Genomic DNA, 14,687 nt, shown 5'->3' on the forward strand with positions numbered 1-14,687 from the left:
CAGCACGCAGTTTACAACGCGCCGTCCAGGAATGCGGTGAGTTGCGACTTCGACAGCGCGCCAACTTTGGTGGCGGCGGCTTGGCCGTCTTTAAAGAGCATAAGGGTGGGAATGCCGCGGATGCCGTACTTGGTGGCGGTGCCCTGGTTTTCGTCCACGTTCAGCTTCGCGATCGTCAGGCGACCTGCGTACTCGGTGGCAACTTCTTCCAGGATCGGGGCAATCATCTTGCAGGGGCCACACCAGGCAGCCCAGTAGTCCACCAGCACCGGCTGGCCGGATTTCAACACATCGGCATCGAAGCTGGCGTCACTGACGTTCTTGATTTGGTCGCTCATGATGGTGATTCTCGGTTCGGCAGCAAAAGGCGCGTAAAAAGGGACGCGCCTTGCCGTTGTTCTTGTTTGTGGAATGGGCTAAAGCATACCACTGTCAATAACAACAGGCATACCACTGTTAATAACAACAGGGTTTGCTGGTTTTGTGTAGGATGTTGCGGCGCAGTTGATGTGATTCGGGCCGTTAAACCCGGGCACGCTGGCTGTGACTTGTCATCATCCTACCGAATTCGGTGTTGGTCAGGTCGTGCGCATCCCACTGGGAGCCGCGCAGAACCTAGGCTTATCCGTAAAATGTCGGTTTTTTTCCACAGATGTTGGGGATAACTTGGCCACTCCACGTTACACCGAGGCGTCCATTCGCGTCCTGAAGGGGCTGGAGCCCGTGCGCCAGCGCCCGGGCATGTACACCCGTACCGAAAACCCTCTGCACGTTGTGCAGGAGGTTATTGATAACGCCGCAGACGAGGCCTTGGCCGGCTACGGCAAACAGATTCAAGTCACGCTGCATCTTGATGGCAGCGTGTCCGTCGAGGATGACGGGCGGGGCATTCCCGTCGGTCTGCATCCTGAAGAAGGCGCGCCCGTTGTGGAGCTGGTCTTCACCCGCCTGCACGCGGGCGGCAAGTTCGACAAGGCGGGCGGGGGCGCGTACGCGTTCTCTGGCGGCCTGCACGGCGTGGGCGTTTCCGTCACCAACGCGTTGGCGACCCGGCTGGAAGTCGTGGTCTGGCGCGATGGCGCCGTCAACCGCCTGGTGTTCAAGGGCGGCGACGTTGCCGAACCCCTGGCGCCTTACGACCAGGGCGGCCGCAAGAAATCCGGCACCCGCGTGCGCGTCTGGCCGGATGCCAAATATTTCGACAGCCCCAATATTCCGCTGGGTGAACTCACGCACCTGTTGCGCAGCAAGGCCGTGCTGCTGCCCGGCGTCAAAGTGACGCTGGTCAATGAGAAAACCGGCGACACAAAGACGTGGCAGTACCAGGACGGCTTGCGCGGCTATCTGGCCGAAGCGCTGTCTGGCGCCGAGCTCATGGTGCCGTTCTTCGAAGGCCAGCAATACGCCGGTTCCGACCACGAGAACTTCGCCGAAGGCGAGGGCGCGCAGTGGGTGGTGGCCTGGACCGAAGACGGCAACGCCGTGCGCGAGTCCTACGTCAACCTGATCCCCACGCCGGCGGGCGGCACGCATGAATCGGGCTTGCGTGAAGGCCTGTTCGGCGCCGTGAAGGGCTTTGCCGAACTGCACAGCCTGCTGCCCAAGGGCGTGAAGCTGCTGCCGGAAGACGTGTTCGCCCGCGCCAGCTTCGTGCTGTCGGCCAAGGTGCTGGACCCGCAATTCCAGGGCCAGATCAAGGAACGGCTGAACAGCCGCGATGCGGTGCGTCTGGTGGGCGGCTTCGCGAAGAGCGCGCTGGATTTGTGGCTGCACAGCAATGTGGAGTTCGGCAAGAAGCTGGCTGAGCTGGCCATCCGTCAGGCGCAGGCGCGCCAGCGTTCTGCCCAGAAGGTCGAAAAGCGCAAGAGCTCCGGCGTGGCGGTGTTGCCTGGCAAGCTGACCGACTGTGAATCCAGCGATGCGACGCGCACCGAGGTCTTCCTGGTCGAGGGCGACTCGGCAGGCGGCTCCGCCAAGATGGGGCGCGACAAGGAATTCCAGGCCATCCTGCCGCTGCGCGGCAAGGTGCTGAATTCCTGGGAAGTCGACCGCGACCGTCTCTTCGCCAACAACGAAATCCATGACATTTCCGTGGCGATCGGTGTGGACCCGCACGGCCCTGGCGATTCCCCGGACCTGTCGGGCCTGCGCTATGGCCGCATCTGCATCCTGTCCGATGCAGACGTCGACGGCTCGCACATTCAGGTGCTGCTGCTGACGCTGTTCTACAAGCACTTCCCGAAGCTGGTTGAAGCGGGGAACGTGTACGTGGCCAAGCCGCCGCTGTTCCGCCTGGACGTGCCGGCCCAAGGCAAGCGCCCGGCCCGCAAGATCTATTGCCTGGACGAGGGCGAGCTCGAGGCCGCGCAGGACAAGCTGCGCAAGGAAGGCGTGCGCGAGGGCGCCTGGTCGGTCAGCCGATTCAAGGGCCTGGGTGAAATGAACCCCGAGCAGCTGTGGGAAACCACGATGAATCCGGACACGCGCCGGCTGTTGCCCGTGGGCTACGGGGATCAGACGCCTGAAGACACCACCCGCATGTTCGACATGCTGATGGGCAAGGGCGAATCGTCGCAGCGCCGCGCCTGGATCGAAGAAAAGGGCAACCTGGCGGAGCTGGATATCTGATGACGTCCGCCACGCCCGAGCGCGTCACCCCCGGCGCCGGCACGCCTGCCGACGGTACGCCCGCAGCCGGTACGCCCGAAGCCGGTATGCCCGCAGCCGGTATGCCCGCAGCCGATACACCCACCCCCGCTCGTATGACCGTAGACATGACGGCCGACGATTACGCGGAGTTCGCCGCCTATGTGTATCGGCGTCCCGAGCTGCGCCGCCGCCGCTACCGGTCACACTTGCGATTCGGGGTCTTGATGATCGTGGCCTTGCTGGCCTACCTGATCTGGCAGACCTGGGATGGCAAGGGGCCGAACTGGGGGCAGTTGCTGCCCGTGTATTTCCAGGGGCTGGCGGTGGGGCTGGGCATTCTGGCGCTGCTCGCGCTGGCTTACGAGTTCGTGCTGCCGCCGCTGGTTCGCATGAACACGCGGCGCATGCTGAAAAAGCAGCCCGACGACCTGTTCCTGGGCCGGCATCAGCTGGACTTCGGCCCCGAGGGCATTTCGGACTCCACCGCCACGGCCTCCGGGCGCATGGAATGGTCTGATATTCGCCGGGTCGAAGAGACGCCGCAGCACCTGTACGTCATTCTGGGCACCTTGCAGGGCGTGATCATTCCCAAGCGCGGCCAGGACGCCGCTACGTTGGCGGCGGTGCGCGCCCAATTGCGCGCGCATGTTGCCGATACGCAGCTGGCGCCGTCCGCTTGAGGCGCTTTGACGCCGTTTCAATGAATTTGTCTACCTGAATAAACATGACCGACAGCAATCAACCCGGCTTGTTCGACCCCACCCCGCCTGATGGCGATGGCGATGCCAACGCCGCCATCACGCTGGCGCGCTATGCCGAACAGGCTTATCTGGACTACGCGGTTTCCGTTGTGCGCGGCCGCGCCTTGCCCGATGTGGGCGACGGGCAAAAGCCCGTGCAGCGCCGCATCCTGTTCGCCATGCAGGCAATGGGGCTGGCCGCTGGCGCCAAGCCGGTGAAGTCCGCGCGGGTCGTGGGCGACGTGCTGGGTAAGTACCACCCGCACGGCGACCAGGCCGCCTACGACGCCATGGTCCGCATGGCGCAGGACTTTTCGCTGCGCTATCCGCTGATCGACGGCCAGGGCAACTTCGGTTCGCGCGACGGCGACAACGCCGCCGCCATGCGATACACCGAAGCGCGCCTGACGCCGATTGCCAAGCTGCTGCTGGACGAGCTGGACGAGGGCACGGTGGATTTCGTGCCCAACTACGACGGCAGCCAGGAAGAACCGCAAATGCTGCCCGCACGCCTGCCCGTGATGCTGCTGAACGGCGCATCGGGCATCGCGGTCGGCATGGCCACCGAGATTCCGCCGCACAACCTGCGCGAAGTGGCGCAGGCCTGCGTGGCGCTGATCAAGCAGCCGCAACTGCCGGACGCCGAACTGCACGCCATGATTCCCGGCCCCGACTTCGCCGGCGGTGGCCAGATCATCACGCCCGCGGCCGATATCGCGCAGATCTACGGCGTGGGCCGTGGTTCGCTGAAGGTGCGTGCGCGCTGGACGTTTGAAGAAATGGCGCGCGGCCAGTGGCAGTTGGTGATCACCGAACTGCCGCCCGGCACGTCGGGCCAGAAGGTGCTGGAAGAGATCGAGGAAATCACCAATCCGAAGGTCAAGTCCGGCAAGAAGAGCCTGACGCCCGAGCAGACGCAGGCCAAGGCGGTGATGCTGAACCTGCTGGACGCCGTGCGCGACGAATCGGGCAAGGACGCAGCCGTGCGTCTGGTGTTCGAGCCGAAGACCTCGCGCGTGGACCGTGACGAATTCGTCAACACGCTGCTGGCGCAGACCAGCATGGAAAGCAGCTCGTCGATCAACCTGGTGTGCATCGGCACCGATGGCCGGCCGCGCCAGAAGGGCCTGCGCGACATCCTGGTCGAATGGGTGGCGTTCCGCACCAACACGGTGGTGCGCCGCACGCGCTTCCGCCTGGATAAGGTCACGGACCGCATCCACGTGCTGGAAGGCCGCATGCTGGTCTATCTGAACGTGGATGAAGTCATCCAGACAATCCGCGAGTCCGACGAGCCGCGCGCAGCGCTGATGGAACGCTTCAAGTTGTCTGAGCGGCAAGCCGAAGACATCCTGGAAATGCGTTTGCGCCAGTTGGCCCGTCTTGAAGGCTTCAAGATCGAGCAGGAACTGGCCGACAAGCGCAAGGATCAGATTTCGCTGCAAGAGCTGCTGGACAATCCGGCCACGCTCAAGCGCCTGCTGATCAAGGAAATCGAGACCGACGCCAAGCAGTACGGCGACGAGCGCCGCACGCTGATCGAAACCGCTGAACGCGCCGTGCTGGAAACCAAGGTGCTGGACGAGCCGGTTACGGTGGTGGTGTCGCAAAAGGGCTGGCTGCGCGCCCGCCAGGGCCATGGCCACGACGCCGCGCAATTCGCCTTCAAGCAGGGCGACGACCTGTACGGCGCCTTCGAATGCCGCACGACGGACACCCTGATCGCCATGGGCGACAACGGCCGCGTGTATTCCGTGCCGGTCGCCGGGCTGCCTTCGGCGCGCGGTGACGGCCAGCCAGTCACCACGATGATCGACCTGGAATCGGGTACGCGCATCGTGCACACCATCGCGGCCGCGCCGGAATCCCGCTGGCTGCTGGCCACGCGCAGCGGCTACGGTTTTTCGGCCAAGCTGTCCGACATGGTCAGCCGCCAGCGCGCAGGCAAGCAGTTCATCACGGTGGAAACGGGCGACGAAATGCTGCGCCCGGTGCCGTTGTTCGACGGGGCCACGCAACTGGCGCTGCTGTCGGCCAAGGGCAAGTTCCTGGTCTTCGGCCTGGACGAATGCAAGTCGTTGTCCGGCGGTGGGCGCGGCACCATCCTGATGGGCCTGGACGCGTCCGACAAGCTGGAACAAACCGTGCCGATTGGCCCCCGCGGCCTGCGCGCCACGGGCATCTACCGCAACAAGCTGACCGAAGACATTCTGGTGGGCGATGCACTGGCGCCTTATGTGGGCAAGCGCGCACGCAAGGGCCGCCAGCTGGATGTGCGTCCGAAGCAGCCGGTGCTGTCGCCCGTGCTGGGGTAATGCAACAAGCCACGGGCGCGGGATGACCCGCGCCCGTGGCGGTCTGCGCTGATGAATCTGCTGTTATCAATTGCCTGTTTTGCCATGGATACGTCAATGCGAAAGGGGCGCGCATGATCGCCAACGAGCCGCCCGGCCGTCTGGCCCACGTGGATGCCCTGCGCGGCTTTGCGCTCTTCGGCATCCTGATCGTGAATATTGGCGTCTTCTCGTCGCCGTTCTATGGCGCGGGCATGGCGGACCCGAACTACTCGCGTCCCGTGGACCTGGTGGTGCGCTGGCTGATCGCCTTGCTGTTCGAAACCAAGTTCTATCTGCTGTTCTCGTTTCTCTTCGGGTATAGCTTCACCTTGCAAATGTCGGCCGCGGAACGTAGCCAGGCCGCGTTCAGCCCGCGCTTTTTGCGGCGGCTGGCGGGGCTGGCAGTACTGGGCGCGGCGCATGCCGTGCTGTTCTATCAGGGCGACATCCTGTTGACCTACGCCTTGCTGGGCCTGGGGCTGCTGGCGTGCCGAGGCATGGCGCCCAAGCGCGCGCTGCTCACGGCGCTGTGGCTGATCGTGCTGGCCGCAACGGTCTGGGGCATTCTTGGCCTCGTGAGCTTTCTGGACCCTGTGCAAGCGGATTACACGGCGCAGTACAAGGCGGACGCGCTGGCGTCCATCCTGGCGTACCGCGGCACCATCGGCACGACGATCACGCAGCACATCTATGAACTGACCACGTCTGTGTGGTTCATGGTCTTGTTCGTGCAGGGGCCATTCGTCTTCGCGATGTTCCTGGCCGGTTTGGCGCTGGGCCGGCGCAACGCGCTGGCTGATCCCTGGCGGCAACCGCGCGTGTTGTGGCTGTTGTGCGCGTTGGGGCTGCTTCCTGGGCTTGCCGGATCCGCGCTGTACGCCACCACGTCGCTGCCGTCGGCAGGCGCGGCGTGGGAACTGCCCGGGCTGGCGGCCGACTTGCTGACCGCGCCGCTGTTAAGCATGTCGTACGCGGCGGCCTTCCTGCTGGCGATCCGCACTCGCGCGCTTGGATGGTTGGGCCGCTGGCTGACGCCGGCCGGGCGGATGGCGCTGAGCAACTACCTGATGCAGTCGGTCATTTGCGCCTTGTTGTTCACCGGATGGGGCTTGCGCCTGTTCGCGTCCTTGTCGCCGTTGGCAACCTTCGGCATCGCGGTGGCGATCTTCGCCGCGCAGTTGCCGTGGTCCGCCTGGTGGTTGCGGCACCATACCTATGGCCCGGTGGAATGGTTTCTGCGCGCGCTCACCATCGGGGCGTTGCCACCCTGGCGGCGAGCACGCGCAGTCTGATCAGGCCGTCAGGCGCGCGTCTGCGTAATAGCGGCGTCGATGGCGCCAGCCAGGCGTTCGGTCAGTTGGTCCAGCTCGTCGTCGGAAATAATGAAGGGCGGGGCCAGCAGCACATGGTCGCCGTGGCGGCCGTCAATGGTGCCGCCCATCGGGTACACCATCAGGCCGCGCGCCATGGCTTCGCGCTTGATGCGCGCGTGCAGCGTCAACGCCGGATCAAACGTCGCTTTGGTGGCGCGGTCTTGCACCAGTTCAATGCCCATGAAGAGGCCGCGGCCGCGGATGTCGCCCACATGCGGATGCGCGCCCAGCGCGTGCTCCAGCCGTTGGCGCAAGCCCGCGCCTTGTTCGCGCACGCGCGCCAGCAGGTTGTCGCGGCGGATGACGTCTTGCACGGCCAGCGAGGCGGCGCAGGCAATGGCATGGCCCAGATACGTGTGGCCGTGCTGGAAGAAACCGCTGCCTTGCTGCATGGCGTCCACGATGCGCTGCTGCGCCATCACGGCGCCGATGGGCTGATAGCCGCCGCCCAGGCCTTTGGCGATGGTGATGAGATCAGGCACGATGCCTTCCTGCTCCACCGCGTACAGCGTGCCGGTGCGGCCCATGCCGCACATCACTTCGTCGGCGATCAACAGCACGCCATGGCGGTCGCAGACCTCGCGGATGCGGCGGAAGTAACCCGGCACTGCCGTGACGGCGCCGGATGTTGCGCCCACCACGGGTTCGGCCACAAATGCCATCACCGTGCCAGACCCCAGCTTTTCAAAGGTCTGATCCAGCTCTTGCGCCAAGCGCTCGCCGTACTGTTCGGGGCTTTCACCGTCACGCTGATCACGATACGCATAGCAGGGCGAGACGTGTTCGACTTCGATCAGCAAGGGCGCGAATTGCGCGCGGCGCCACGCGTTGCCGCCCACGGCCAGCGCGCCCAGCGTATTGCCGTGGTAGCTCTGACGGCGCGCCACGATATGGCGGCGTTCCGGCTGGCCGATTTCCACGAAGTACTGTCGCGCCATTTTCAGCGCGGCTTCCACGGCTTCCGACCCGCCCGATACGAAGTACGCGTGCGAGATGCCTTCAGGCGCGTCGGCCACCAGACGGTCGGCCAGCTGTTCAGCGACTTCAGTCGTGAAGAAGCTGGTGTGCGCGTAGGCCAGCGCGTCGATCTGCGCGTGCATGGCCGCCTGGATGTCGGGGTGGTTATGCCCCAGGCACGACACCGCCGCGCCGCCCGATCCGTCTAGATAGGCGCGGCCGGCGCTGTCGTGAATCCATACGCCCTGGCCGCGTACGGCGACAGGCGGTGTCTGGCGTAGGGAACGATGCAGGACGTGGGTCTGGCTCATGGGAGTTCCGTGATGCAAGGGTTGGCAGCAATAAAGCGGGTGCGGTCAGCGCTGACGCGGATCAGCCGCGTCGCCCGGAAGCCGGGCCGGTCCAATACACGTTGTCGGTACGCAGGCGCTGTTCGACTTCGGTCAGGCGGTTCAGCACGTCTGCGCCGCCGCGGGCGGTCAGGCGCGCGATCAAATGCTCGGCCAGCCCCAGCAGGCCGGCGGTGGTGTGAAAGAACGAGCCGGGGCCTTGGCGCGCGGGGCGTGCTTGAACGCCGTCGCGGTCGGGCGGCGCGAACCGCAGCGTGTGACGGGCGTCCATGGCCAGCGGCGACAAGGGGTCGTCGGTCAATGCGATCAAGGCAACGCCGCGCTGCGCGGCCTGGCGGGCCAGCTGCACGGTGGCGGTGGGATAGGGCGCTTGCGAAATCACGATCAGCGCGTCGCCGGCATCCAGGTTGTCGGCCTGCTCGGCGGGCGCGCCGCCCAGGCCGTCGATCAGCACGCTGTTGCGGCGCACCAGCTGATACGCGTAACGCATCTGGAAGGCGATGCCGAACGCCGAGCGCGTACCCAGAAAGCCCACTTGGCGCGCGTCCAGCAAGGTCTGCACGGCGGCGTCGAACGCGGTGGCCGGGTTCAACGCGCACACCGAGCTCATGGCCTGGATCTGGTAGTCAGTCAACACGTCGTGACCCGGCGTGGCAGGGTCACCCGCAGCGGCTTGCAGGGCGGCCGCGCGGTCGCGCAAGCCGGGGGCGCTTTGACCGGCCAGCGCTTGTTGGAACGGCTGGCGAAAGGCTTCGTAACTGGAATAACCAATGGCGCGCGCCAGCCGCAGCATGGTGGCCGGCGCCACGCCCAACGCCTGCGCCTGCCGGCGCATGGACCACAGGCCGACTTCGGCAGGATGCGCCACCACCCAATGCGCCGCGCGTTGCAGCTCGGGGGGCAGGTGTTCCAGCTTTTCCTGCAAGGTGGGAATCAGGTCGGAAGGCAGGGGCATGGCTTGCGCCGTCAGATAAAAAACAAATGATAGATCTGATTCTTTCAATAAAACATATGTTTGTTATCGGGGATTCCCCCTAGCGCCCAGCGGCAGTGCCTGGGGGGAGAGATGACAACGGCAAGTCCAGTAATCCGGTAGTTATCTTCTGCAATTTCGTGTTTATTTATTTACATCGTGCGGGGGATTTTTGTTTGACTCGAATAAATCGTGCGCATATCATTCGTGTAGAAATGAATTTGACCGAACCCTTCTCTTCCATGACCAACGCCGCGAAATCTGATCCCTCACAGCAGTACGACTTGCGCATCTTGCGAGCCCTGCGCCGCATCACGCGTTCGATCGCCCTGCATTCGCGTCAGTTGTCCGCGGTCAGCCACATCACTGCTCCGCAGCTGATGTGTCTGCGCACGGTGATGGCCAACGGCCCGATGACGGCCACGGCCATCAGCCGCGAAATGCACGTCAGCCCGAGCACGGTTGTCGGCATCCTCGACCGCCTGGAAGACAAGGGCTTGATCCGTCGTGAACGCGGCCGCGAAGACCGCCGCATCGTTTTCGTCACGGCTACGGACGCGGGCCGCGAATTGGCGCATGGCGCGCCGTCGCCGCTGCAGAAACACTTGGCCGAAGCCTTGAACGCGCTGCCCGAACTTGAGCAAGCCACCATCACGCTGTCGTTGGAACGCATCGTGGCGTTGATGGAGCAAGAGGGTCAGGCAGTTGCCGCGGAAGCGCATAGCGACGTTTCGTCGCCCATCCTTGAAGTGCCCACGGGCGGGGCACCCCCAGAATCGGGAATCGTTGCATGAAGAAAAACGAACTGGATACAACTACTCTCTCAAGTGCCGTGGCGCCGGCGGTTCGCGCGCAGACCCATACGATGCGTCTGCCCAACCGAAAAGACGGCGCCGCCATTCACCGCCTCATTTCCGAGTGCCCGCCACTCGACCTGAATTCCCTCTACGCCTACTTGCTCCTGTGTGAGCATTTCAGCGACACCTGCGTCATCGCCGAAAGCTCCGGCGGACGTATCGACGGTTTTATCTCCGCTTATGTGATCCCGACCCGGCCCGACGTGTTGTTCGTCTGGCAGGTTGCGGTGCACGCCCGCGCACGCGGCCATGGGTTGGGCCGCGCCATGCTTCGTGAACTCTTGCAGCGCAAGGGGCTCGAGCATGTTCGTCATCTTGAAACCACGGTGGGGCCTGACAACCAGGCATCGCGCCGCAGCTTTACCGGCCTGGCCGGCGAGCTGGGCGCCCACGTTTCCGAGCAGCCGTTCTTCGACCGGCAATTGTTTGGGGGCGCGGACCACGACGACGAGATGCTGTTGAGGATAGGCCCGTTCGCATTGCCCGCCCCGTAGGGCGGCGCAACCCCAGCGGACTTATCGAAATACCGAGACGGTTTTACCTATCCGAATGCGTTTACGCATCCGGAGGGAGCTGGCCGTCTGTCAACTTATGAGATGAAAAGGGAGGATTAATCATATGGACTTGAAAATCTTTGACCGGATGGAATCTGAGGTGCGGGGCTACATTCGGTCGTTTCCCGTGATATTCAGCCAGGCCAGAGGCTCAACGCTGATTGATGAAGACGGCACCGAGTACATCGATTTCTTCAGCGGCGCAGGCACGCTGAACTATGGCCACAACAATCCTGTTCTCAAGGAAAAGCTGCTGGAATATGTCCAATCGGACGGCGTCGTCCATGGTCTGGACATGGCCACCAGTGCGAAGAAGCGTTTCCTGGAGACGGTGGATCGCGTGCTGCTCAAGCCGCGCAACTGGCAATACACGCTGCAATTCACTGGCCCCACCGGCACCAATGCCGTGGAAGCCGCGCTGAAGATTGCGCGCCAGGTGAAGGGCCGCCCCAATGTGATTTCGTTCACGCATGGTTTTCACGGCGTCAGCGGCGGTTCGCTGGCGGTGACGGCCAACATGAAGTTCCGCGAGGCCTCCGGCTACGCGCTGGGCAACACGACGTTCATGCCCTATGACGGGTACTTCGGGCCCGACGTGGACACCATGGCGTACCTGGAGCGCATGCTGGAAGATCCCAGCAGCGGCATGGACAAGCCCGCCGCCGTCATCGTGGAAACGGTGCAAGGCGAGGGCGGCGTCAACGTTGCAACGCTACGCTGGTTGAAGGAGCTGGAAAAGCTGTGCAAGCGCCACGACATGCTGCTGATCGTGGACGACATCCAGGTCGGCTGCGGCCGTACGGGCACGTTCTTCAGCTTCGAGGCCGCCGGCATCCGCCCCGACATCATCACCCTGTCGAAGTCGCTGTCGGGTTTTGGCCTGCCGATGTCGCTGGTGCTGATGAAGCCCGAGCTGGACATCTGGAAGCCGGGCGCCCACAGCGGCACGTTCCGCGGCAACAACCTGGCTTTCGTCACGGCCACGCAGGCGCTGGAAACGTATTGGGCCAATACCGCCTTCACCGCCGACATCCAGCGCAAGGAACGCACGGTGCGCGACTGGCTGGAAAACCTGGTCCACAGCTATCCCAACGCCGGCCTGTCGGTGCGCGGCCGCGGCCTGATCCAGGGCCTGGTGTGCAACAGCACGCCTGCGCTTGCCAACCGCATCGCGCAGCAGGCCTTCAAGAAGGGCGTCGTTATCGAAACGTCGGGCGCGCACGATGAAGTGCTGAAGCTCTTGCCCGCGCTGACGATCGAGGAAGACCTGCTCAGCAAGGGCCTGGACCTGATCGAGGCCAGCGTGGCGGAAGCGCTGGCTGAAGAAGGGCAGTCTGCCCGCATTCTGAAATTTGGAGGAAAACGTCAATGATCGTACGCAATGTCAAAGATGTGATCGGCACCGCCGACGAAGTTCGCACCGACACCTGGGTCAGCCGCCGCGTGCTGCTGAAGAAGGACGGCATGGGCTTCTCCTTCCATGAGACCACCATCTTCCCGGGCGGCCGCACGCACATCCACTACAAGAACCATCTTGAAGCGGTGTGGTGCATTGAAGGCGACGGCTCCATCGAGACCATCGCCGACGGCAAGAAGTACGACCTGGGCCCCGGCGTGGTCTACGCCCTGAACGAGAACGACGAGCACTGGCTGTGCGGCGGCAAAGAGCCGCTGCGCGTCATCTGCGTCTTCAACCCGCCGCTGACCGGCCAGGAAGTGCACGACAAAGAAGGCGTCTACGCCTTGCCTGAAGCCGAAGCCAAAGCGGCTTGATACAAGGAGGTTCGCATGATCTCACCTGCTCAGGACCCGTACGCCTCACGTACGGATCGAAGCTCCGCCATCATCTCCCGCCAGGACCCGGTGGTTTACGAAGACGGAAAATACGCCAGCGCCTTGTCCGGCGAGCAAGTCGGACAGTACGAGCGCGACGGTTTCCTCTTGCTGGAAAACCTGTTCTCGGAAGAGGAAATCCGCGCCCTGTCGTCCGAGGTCGAGCGCATGACGCGCGACCCGTCGATCATCCGGCGTGAGGAATCCATCACCGAACCCGGCAGCAATGCCGTGCGCTCGATCTTCATGGTCCACGTGCTGAACCCCGTGCTGTCGCGCCTGGTGCGCGACCCGCGGCTGGTCAATGTGGCGCGCCAGATCCTGGGGTCCGAGGTGTACATCCACCAATCGCGCGCCAACATGAAACCCGGCTTCAAGGGTAAGGAGTTCTACTGGCACTCCGACTTTGAAACGTGGCACGTCGAAGACGGCATGCCGTCGATGCGTGCGCTTAGTTGCTCGGTGCTGTTGACCGATAACAACGAGTGCAATGGCCCCTTGATGCTCGTGCCGGGCTCGCACCGGCAGTTCATTTCGTGCGTGGGCGAAACCCCGAACGAGCACTACAAGCAGTCGCTGAAGAAGCAGGAGTACGGCGTGCCGGACCCGGTCAGCCTGCAACTGCTGGTCGAGCAAGGCGGTATCCGCTCGATGACGGCCAAGGCCGGCTCGGTGGTGTTCTTCGACTGCAACACGATGCACGGCTCGAACAGCAACATCTCGCCGTGGCCGCGCGCCAATGTGTTCATGGTCTACAACAGCATGGAAAACACGCTGAACCCGCCCAAGTACGGGCTGAACCCGCGTCCCGAGCATATCGCCACGCGCAAGGGGTTCAAGGCGGTGACGCCGCTGGACACGTTAAAGCTGGTGGGCAGTTAAGGTTTGCTGCCTGATGGCACTGAAGGCAATGCGGCCCGTGGGCCGCGCTGCAAACGAAACCCGGGCTTGGCCCGGGTTTTTCATTTTTCGGCAGCTGGGCCTGGCCCGGGTTTTTCATTCCTCGACAGCCGGACTTGGCCCGGGTTATTTCGTGCATCGACACCCGGGTTCCGCTCGGGTTTCTTCATGCGCACAGCCATCGGAAAAGGGGTGAGGGAACACGGGGCTGTCTGCTATCCTCTCGCGGACTATTCCCGCCCATCCTTCCTCCTGCTGATCTTCCGCCGCCATGTCCGCTCGTATTCTCAGCTTGCATATTTACCCGATCAAATCCTGCGCCGGCATCGACCTGGCCGAGTCCCCCATCGACCGGGCCGGTCTGGCCTACGACCGCCGCTGGATGCTGATCAGCGAAGACGGCCAGTTCATGACCCAGCGCCAGTGGCCCGCGATGGCGCTGATCCGCACGGCGATCACCGCCGATGCGTTGCGGCTGTCCGCGCCGGGCATGGCGGACCTGGATATCGCGTTGGATGGGTCGGGCGTTGAGCCGGGGGCAGCGCCCGTGGCCGTCTGGAGCGACACGATTTCGGCCCAGCGCGAAAGCGCCGCAGCGGGGCAGTGGTTTTCCGATTTTCTCAAGACGCCGTGCCGCCTGGTCAAGGTGGACCCGGCCGCGCATCGCAACGCCAAGCCGGACTGGGTGACGCGCTGGCTGGATGCGCATCCCGATCTGGCGGACGCGTTTGCGGGCGAGCATGACTTTGGCTTTGCCGACGGCTTCCCGCTGCTGGTCGCCAACCAGGCATCGCTAGATGACCTGAACGCCCGGCTGCAAGCCAAAGGCGTGGCGCCGGTTCCCATGGACCGCTTCCGCGCCAATATCGTGGTGCAGGGCGAATGGGAACCTTTCGAAGAAGACCACACCGCGATGATCACGGCGGCTGGGGTACGCATGGCTTTCGTCAAGCCCTGCACGCGCTGCTCGATTCCCGATATTGATCAGCGCACCGCGCAGCAGAACGACGAGCCCGGCCGCACGTTGGCGGGCTATCGAAATTTGGAAATAGGGGTGGTGTTCGGCCAGAACGCCATTCTGGACGCGCCGGCCGGGGCGCGCCTGAAGGTCGGCGACGAGGTCGAGATCGAATTGGATTTCTGACTGCTTGGCTTGGGGGACGTG

The 14,687-nt window shown here is 63.9% G+C and carries 13 protein-coding genes; 10 read left to right on the plus strand and 3 right to left on the minus strand.

Annotated features, from left to right (window positions below; translation table 11 throughout):
- Positions 1-11: 11 nt before the first annotated feature.
- The gene (gene trxA, locus HV765_RS11610; RefSeq protein ID WP_006218534.1) at positions 12-338 is read right to left on the minus strand and encodes a thioredoxin TrxA; all 327 of its coding nucleotides are present in this window, start codon (positions 336-338) and stop codon (positions 12-14) included.
- Positions 339-666: 328 nt separating this feature from the next.
- Here trxA and parE point away from each other — a divergent pair, with 328 nt between their 5' ends.
- From parE to HV765_RS11630, 4 genes are all read left to right on the plus strand, one after another.
- Entirely contained in the window at positions 667-2,628 is a 1,962-nt protein-coding gene (gene parE / locus HV765_RS11615) for a DNA topoisomerase IV subunit B (RefSeq protein WP_054427413.1), read from the plus strand.
- Between the two features lie 101 nt (positions 2,629-2,729).
- Positions 2,730-3,329: a YcxB family protein gene (locus HV765_RS11620; protein WP_175170002.1), complete on the plus strand. Its 600-nt coding sequence runs from the start codon at positions 2,730-2,732 to the stop codon at positions 3,327-3,329.
- 44 nt (positions 3,330-3,373) lie between these two features.
- Positions 3,374-5,704: a DNA topoisomerase IV subunit A gene (gene parC / locus HV765_RS11625; RefSeq protein ID WP_175169787.1), complete on the plus strand. Its 2,331-nt coding sequence runs from the start codon at positions 3,374-3,376 to the stop codon at positions 5,702-5,704.
- A gap of 113 nt (positions 5,705-5,817) precedes the next feature.
- A complete protein-coding gene (locus HV765_RS11630; protein ID WP_175169788.1) occupies positions 5,818-7,017 on the plus strand; it encodes a DUF418 domain-containing protein in 1,200 nt (399 codons plus the stop codon).
- 8 nt (positions 7,018-7,025) lie between these two features.
- On the opposite strand, the gene HV765_RS11635 is transcribed toward HV765_RS11630, so the two are convergent.
- A complete protein-coding gene (locus HV765_RS11635) occupies positions 7,026-8,366 on the minus strand; it encodes an aspartate aminotransferase family protein (protein WP_175169789.1) in 1,341 nt (446 codons plus the stop codon).
- Positions 8,367-8,427: 61 nt separating this feature from the next.
- A complete protein-coding gene (locus HV765_RS11640; RefSeq protein WP_175169790.1) occupies positions 8,428-9,360 on the minus strand; it encodes a MurR/RpiR family transcriptional regulator in 933 nt (310 codons plus the stop codon).
- A 260-nt stretch (positions 9,361-9,620) separates the two neighbouring features.
- On the opposite strand from HV765_RS11640, the gene HV765_RS11645 reads away from it, so the two are divergent.
- The 6 genes from HV765_RS11645 to HV765_RS11670 all read left to right on the plus strand — a co-directional run bounded on the left by HV765_RS11645 (position 9,621) and on the right by HV765_RS11670 (position 14,666).
- Positions 9,621-10,172 carry a MarR family winged helix-turn-helix transcriptional regulator gene (locus HV765_RS11645; protein WP_054427487.1) on the plus strand — a complete coding sequence of 184 codons (552 nt, stop codon included), beginning with the start codon at positions 9,621-9,623 and terminating at the stop codon, positions 10,170-10,172.
- Positions 10,169-10,729 carry a diaminobutyrate acetyltransferase gene (gene ectA / locus HV765_RS11650; RefSeq protein ID WP_175169791.1) on the plus strand — a complete coding sequence of 187 codons (561 nt, stop codon included), beginning with the start codon at positions 10,169-10,171 and terminating at the stop codon, positions 10,727-10,729. Before HV765_RS11645 ends, ectA begins: the two co-directional genes overlap by 4 nt.
- A gap of 124 nt (positions 10,730-10,853) precedes the next feature.
- The gene (gene ectB, locus HV765_RS11655) at positions 10,854-12,161 is read left to right on the plus strand and encodes a diaminobutyrate--2-oxoglutarate transaminase (protein ID WP_054427418.1); all 1,308 of its coding nucleotides are present in this window, start codon (positions 10,854-10,856) and stop codon (positions 12,159-12,161) included.
- Positions 12,158-12,562, plus strand: a complete 405-nt coding sequence (locus HV765_RS11660) for an ectoine synthase (RefSeq protein WP_054427419.1) — start codon at positions 12,158-12,160, stop codon at positions 12,560-12,562. The genes ectB and HV765_RS11660 overlap by 4 nt, the downstream gene beginning before the upstream one ends.
- Before the next feature lie 15 nt (positions 12,563-12,577).
- A complete protein-coding gene (gene thpD, locus HV765_RS11665) occupies positions 12,578-13,504 on the plus strand; it encodes an ectoine hydroxylase (protein WP_054427420.1) in 927 nt (308 codons plus the stop codon).
- Between the two features lie 289 nt (positions 13,505-13,793).
- Positions 13,794-14,666, plus strand: a complete 873-nt coding sequence (locus HV765_RS11670; protein ID WP_175169792.1) for an MOSC domain-containing protein — start codon at positions 13,794-13,796, stop codon at positions 14,664-14,666.
- Positions 14,667-14,687 lie beyond the last annotated feature (21 nt).

The organism is Achromobacter kerstersii (assembly GCF_902859595.1).
In the GTDB taxonomy this organism is placed as follows: Bacteria; Pseudomonadota; Gammaproteobacteria; order Burkholderiales; family Burkholderiaceae_B; genus Achromobacter; species Achromobacter kerstersii.

Coding starts and splice junctions, on each gene's coding strand:
- thpD (WP_054427420.1), top strand. CDS start 12,578: ATGATCTCACCTGCTCAGGACCCGTACGCCTCACGTACGGATCGAAGC.
- ectA (WP_175169791.1), top strand. CDS start 10,169: ATGAAGAAAAACGAACTGGATACAACTACTCTCTCAAGTGCCGTGGCG.
- HV765_RS11640 (WP_175169790.1), bottom strand. CDS start 9,360: ATGCCCCTGCCTTCCGACCTGATTCCCACCTTGCAGGAAAAGCTGGAA.
- HV765_RS11670 (WP_175169792.1), top strand. CDS start 13,794: ATGTCCGCTCGTATTCTCAGCTTGCATATTTACCCGATCAAATCCTGC.
- HV765_RS11620 (WP_175170002.1), top strand. CDS start 2,730: ATGCCCGCAGCCGATACACCCACCCCCGCTCGTATGACCGTAGACATG.
- HV765_RS11635 (WP_175169789.1), bottom strand. CDS start 8,366: ATGAGCCAGACCCACGTCCTGCATCGTTCCCTACGCCAGACACCGCCT.
- ectB (WP_054427418.1), top strand. CDS start 10,854: ATGGACTTGAAAATCTTTGACCGGATGGAATCTGAGGTGCGGGGCTAC.
- parC (WP_175169787.1), top strand. CDS start 3,374: ATGACCGACAGCAATCAACCCGGCTTGTTCGACCCCACCCCGCCTGAT.
- HV765_RS11660 (WP_054427419.1), top strand. CDS start 12,158: ATGATCGTACGCAATGTCAAAGATGTGATCGGCACCGCCGACGAAGTT.
- HV765_RS11645 (WP_054427487.1), top strand. CDS start 9,621: ATGACCAACGCCGCGAAATCTGATCCCTCACAGCAGTACGACTTGCGC.
- trxA (WP_006218534.1), bottom strand. CDS start 338: ATGAGCGACCAAATCAAGAACGTCAGTGACGCCAGCTTCGATGCCGAT.
- HV765_RS11630 (WP_175169788.1), top strand. CDS start 5,818: ATGATCGCCAACGAGCCGCCCGGCCGTCTGGCCCACGTGGATGCCCTG.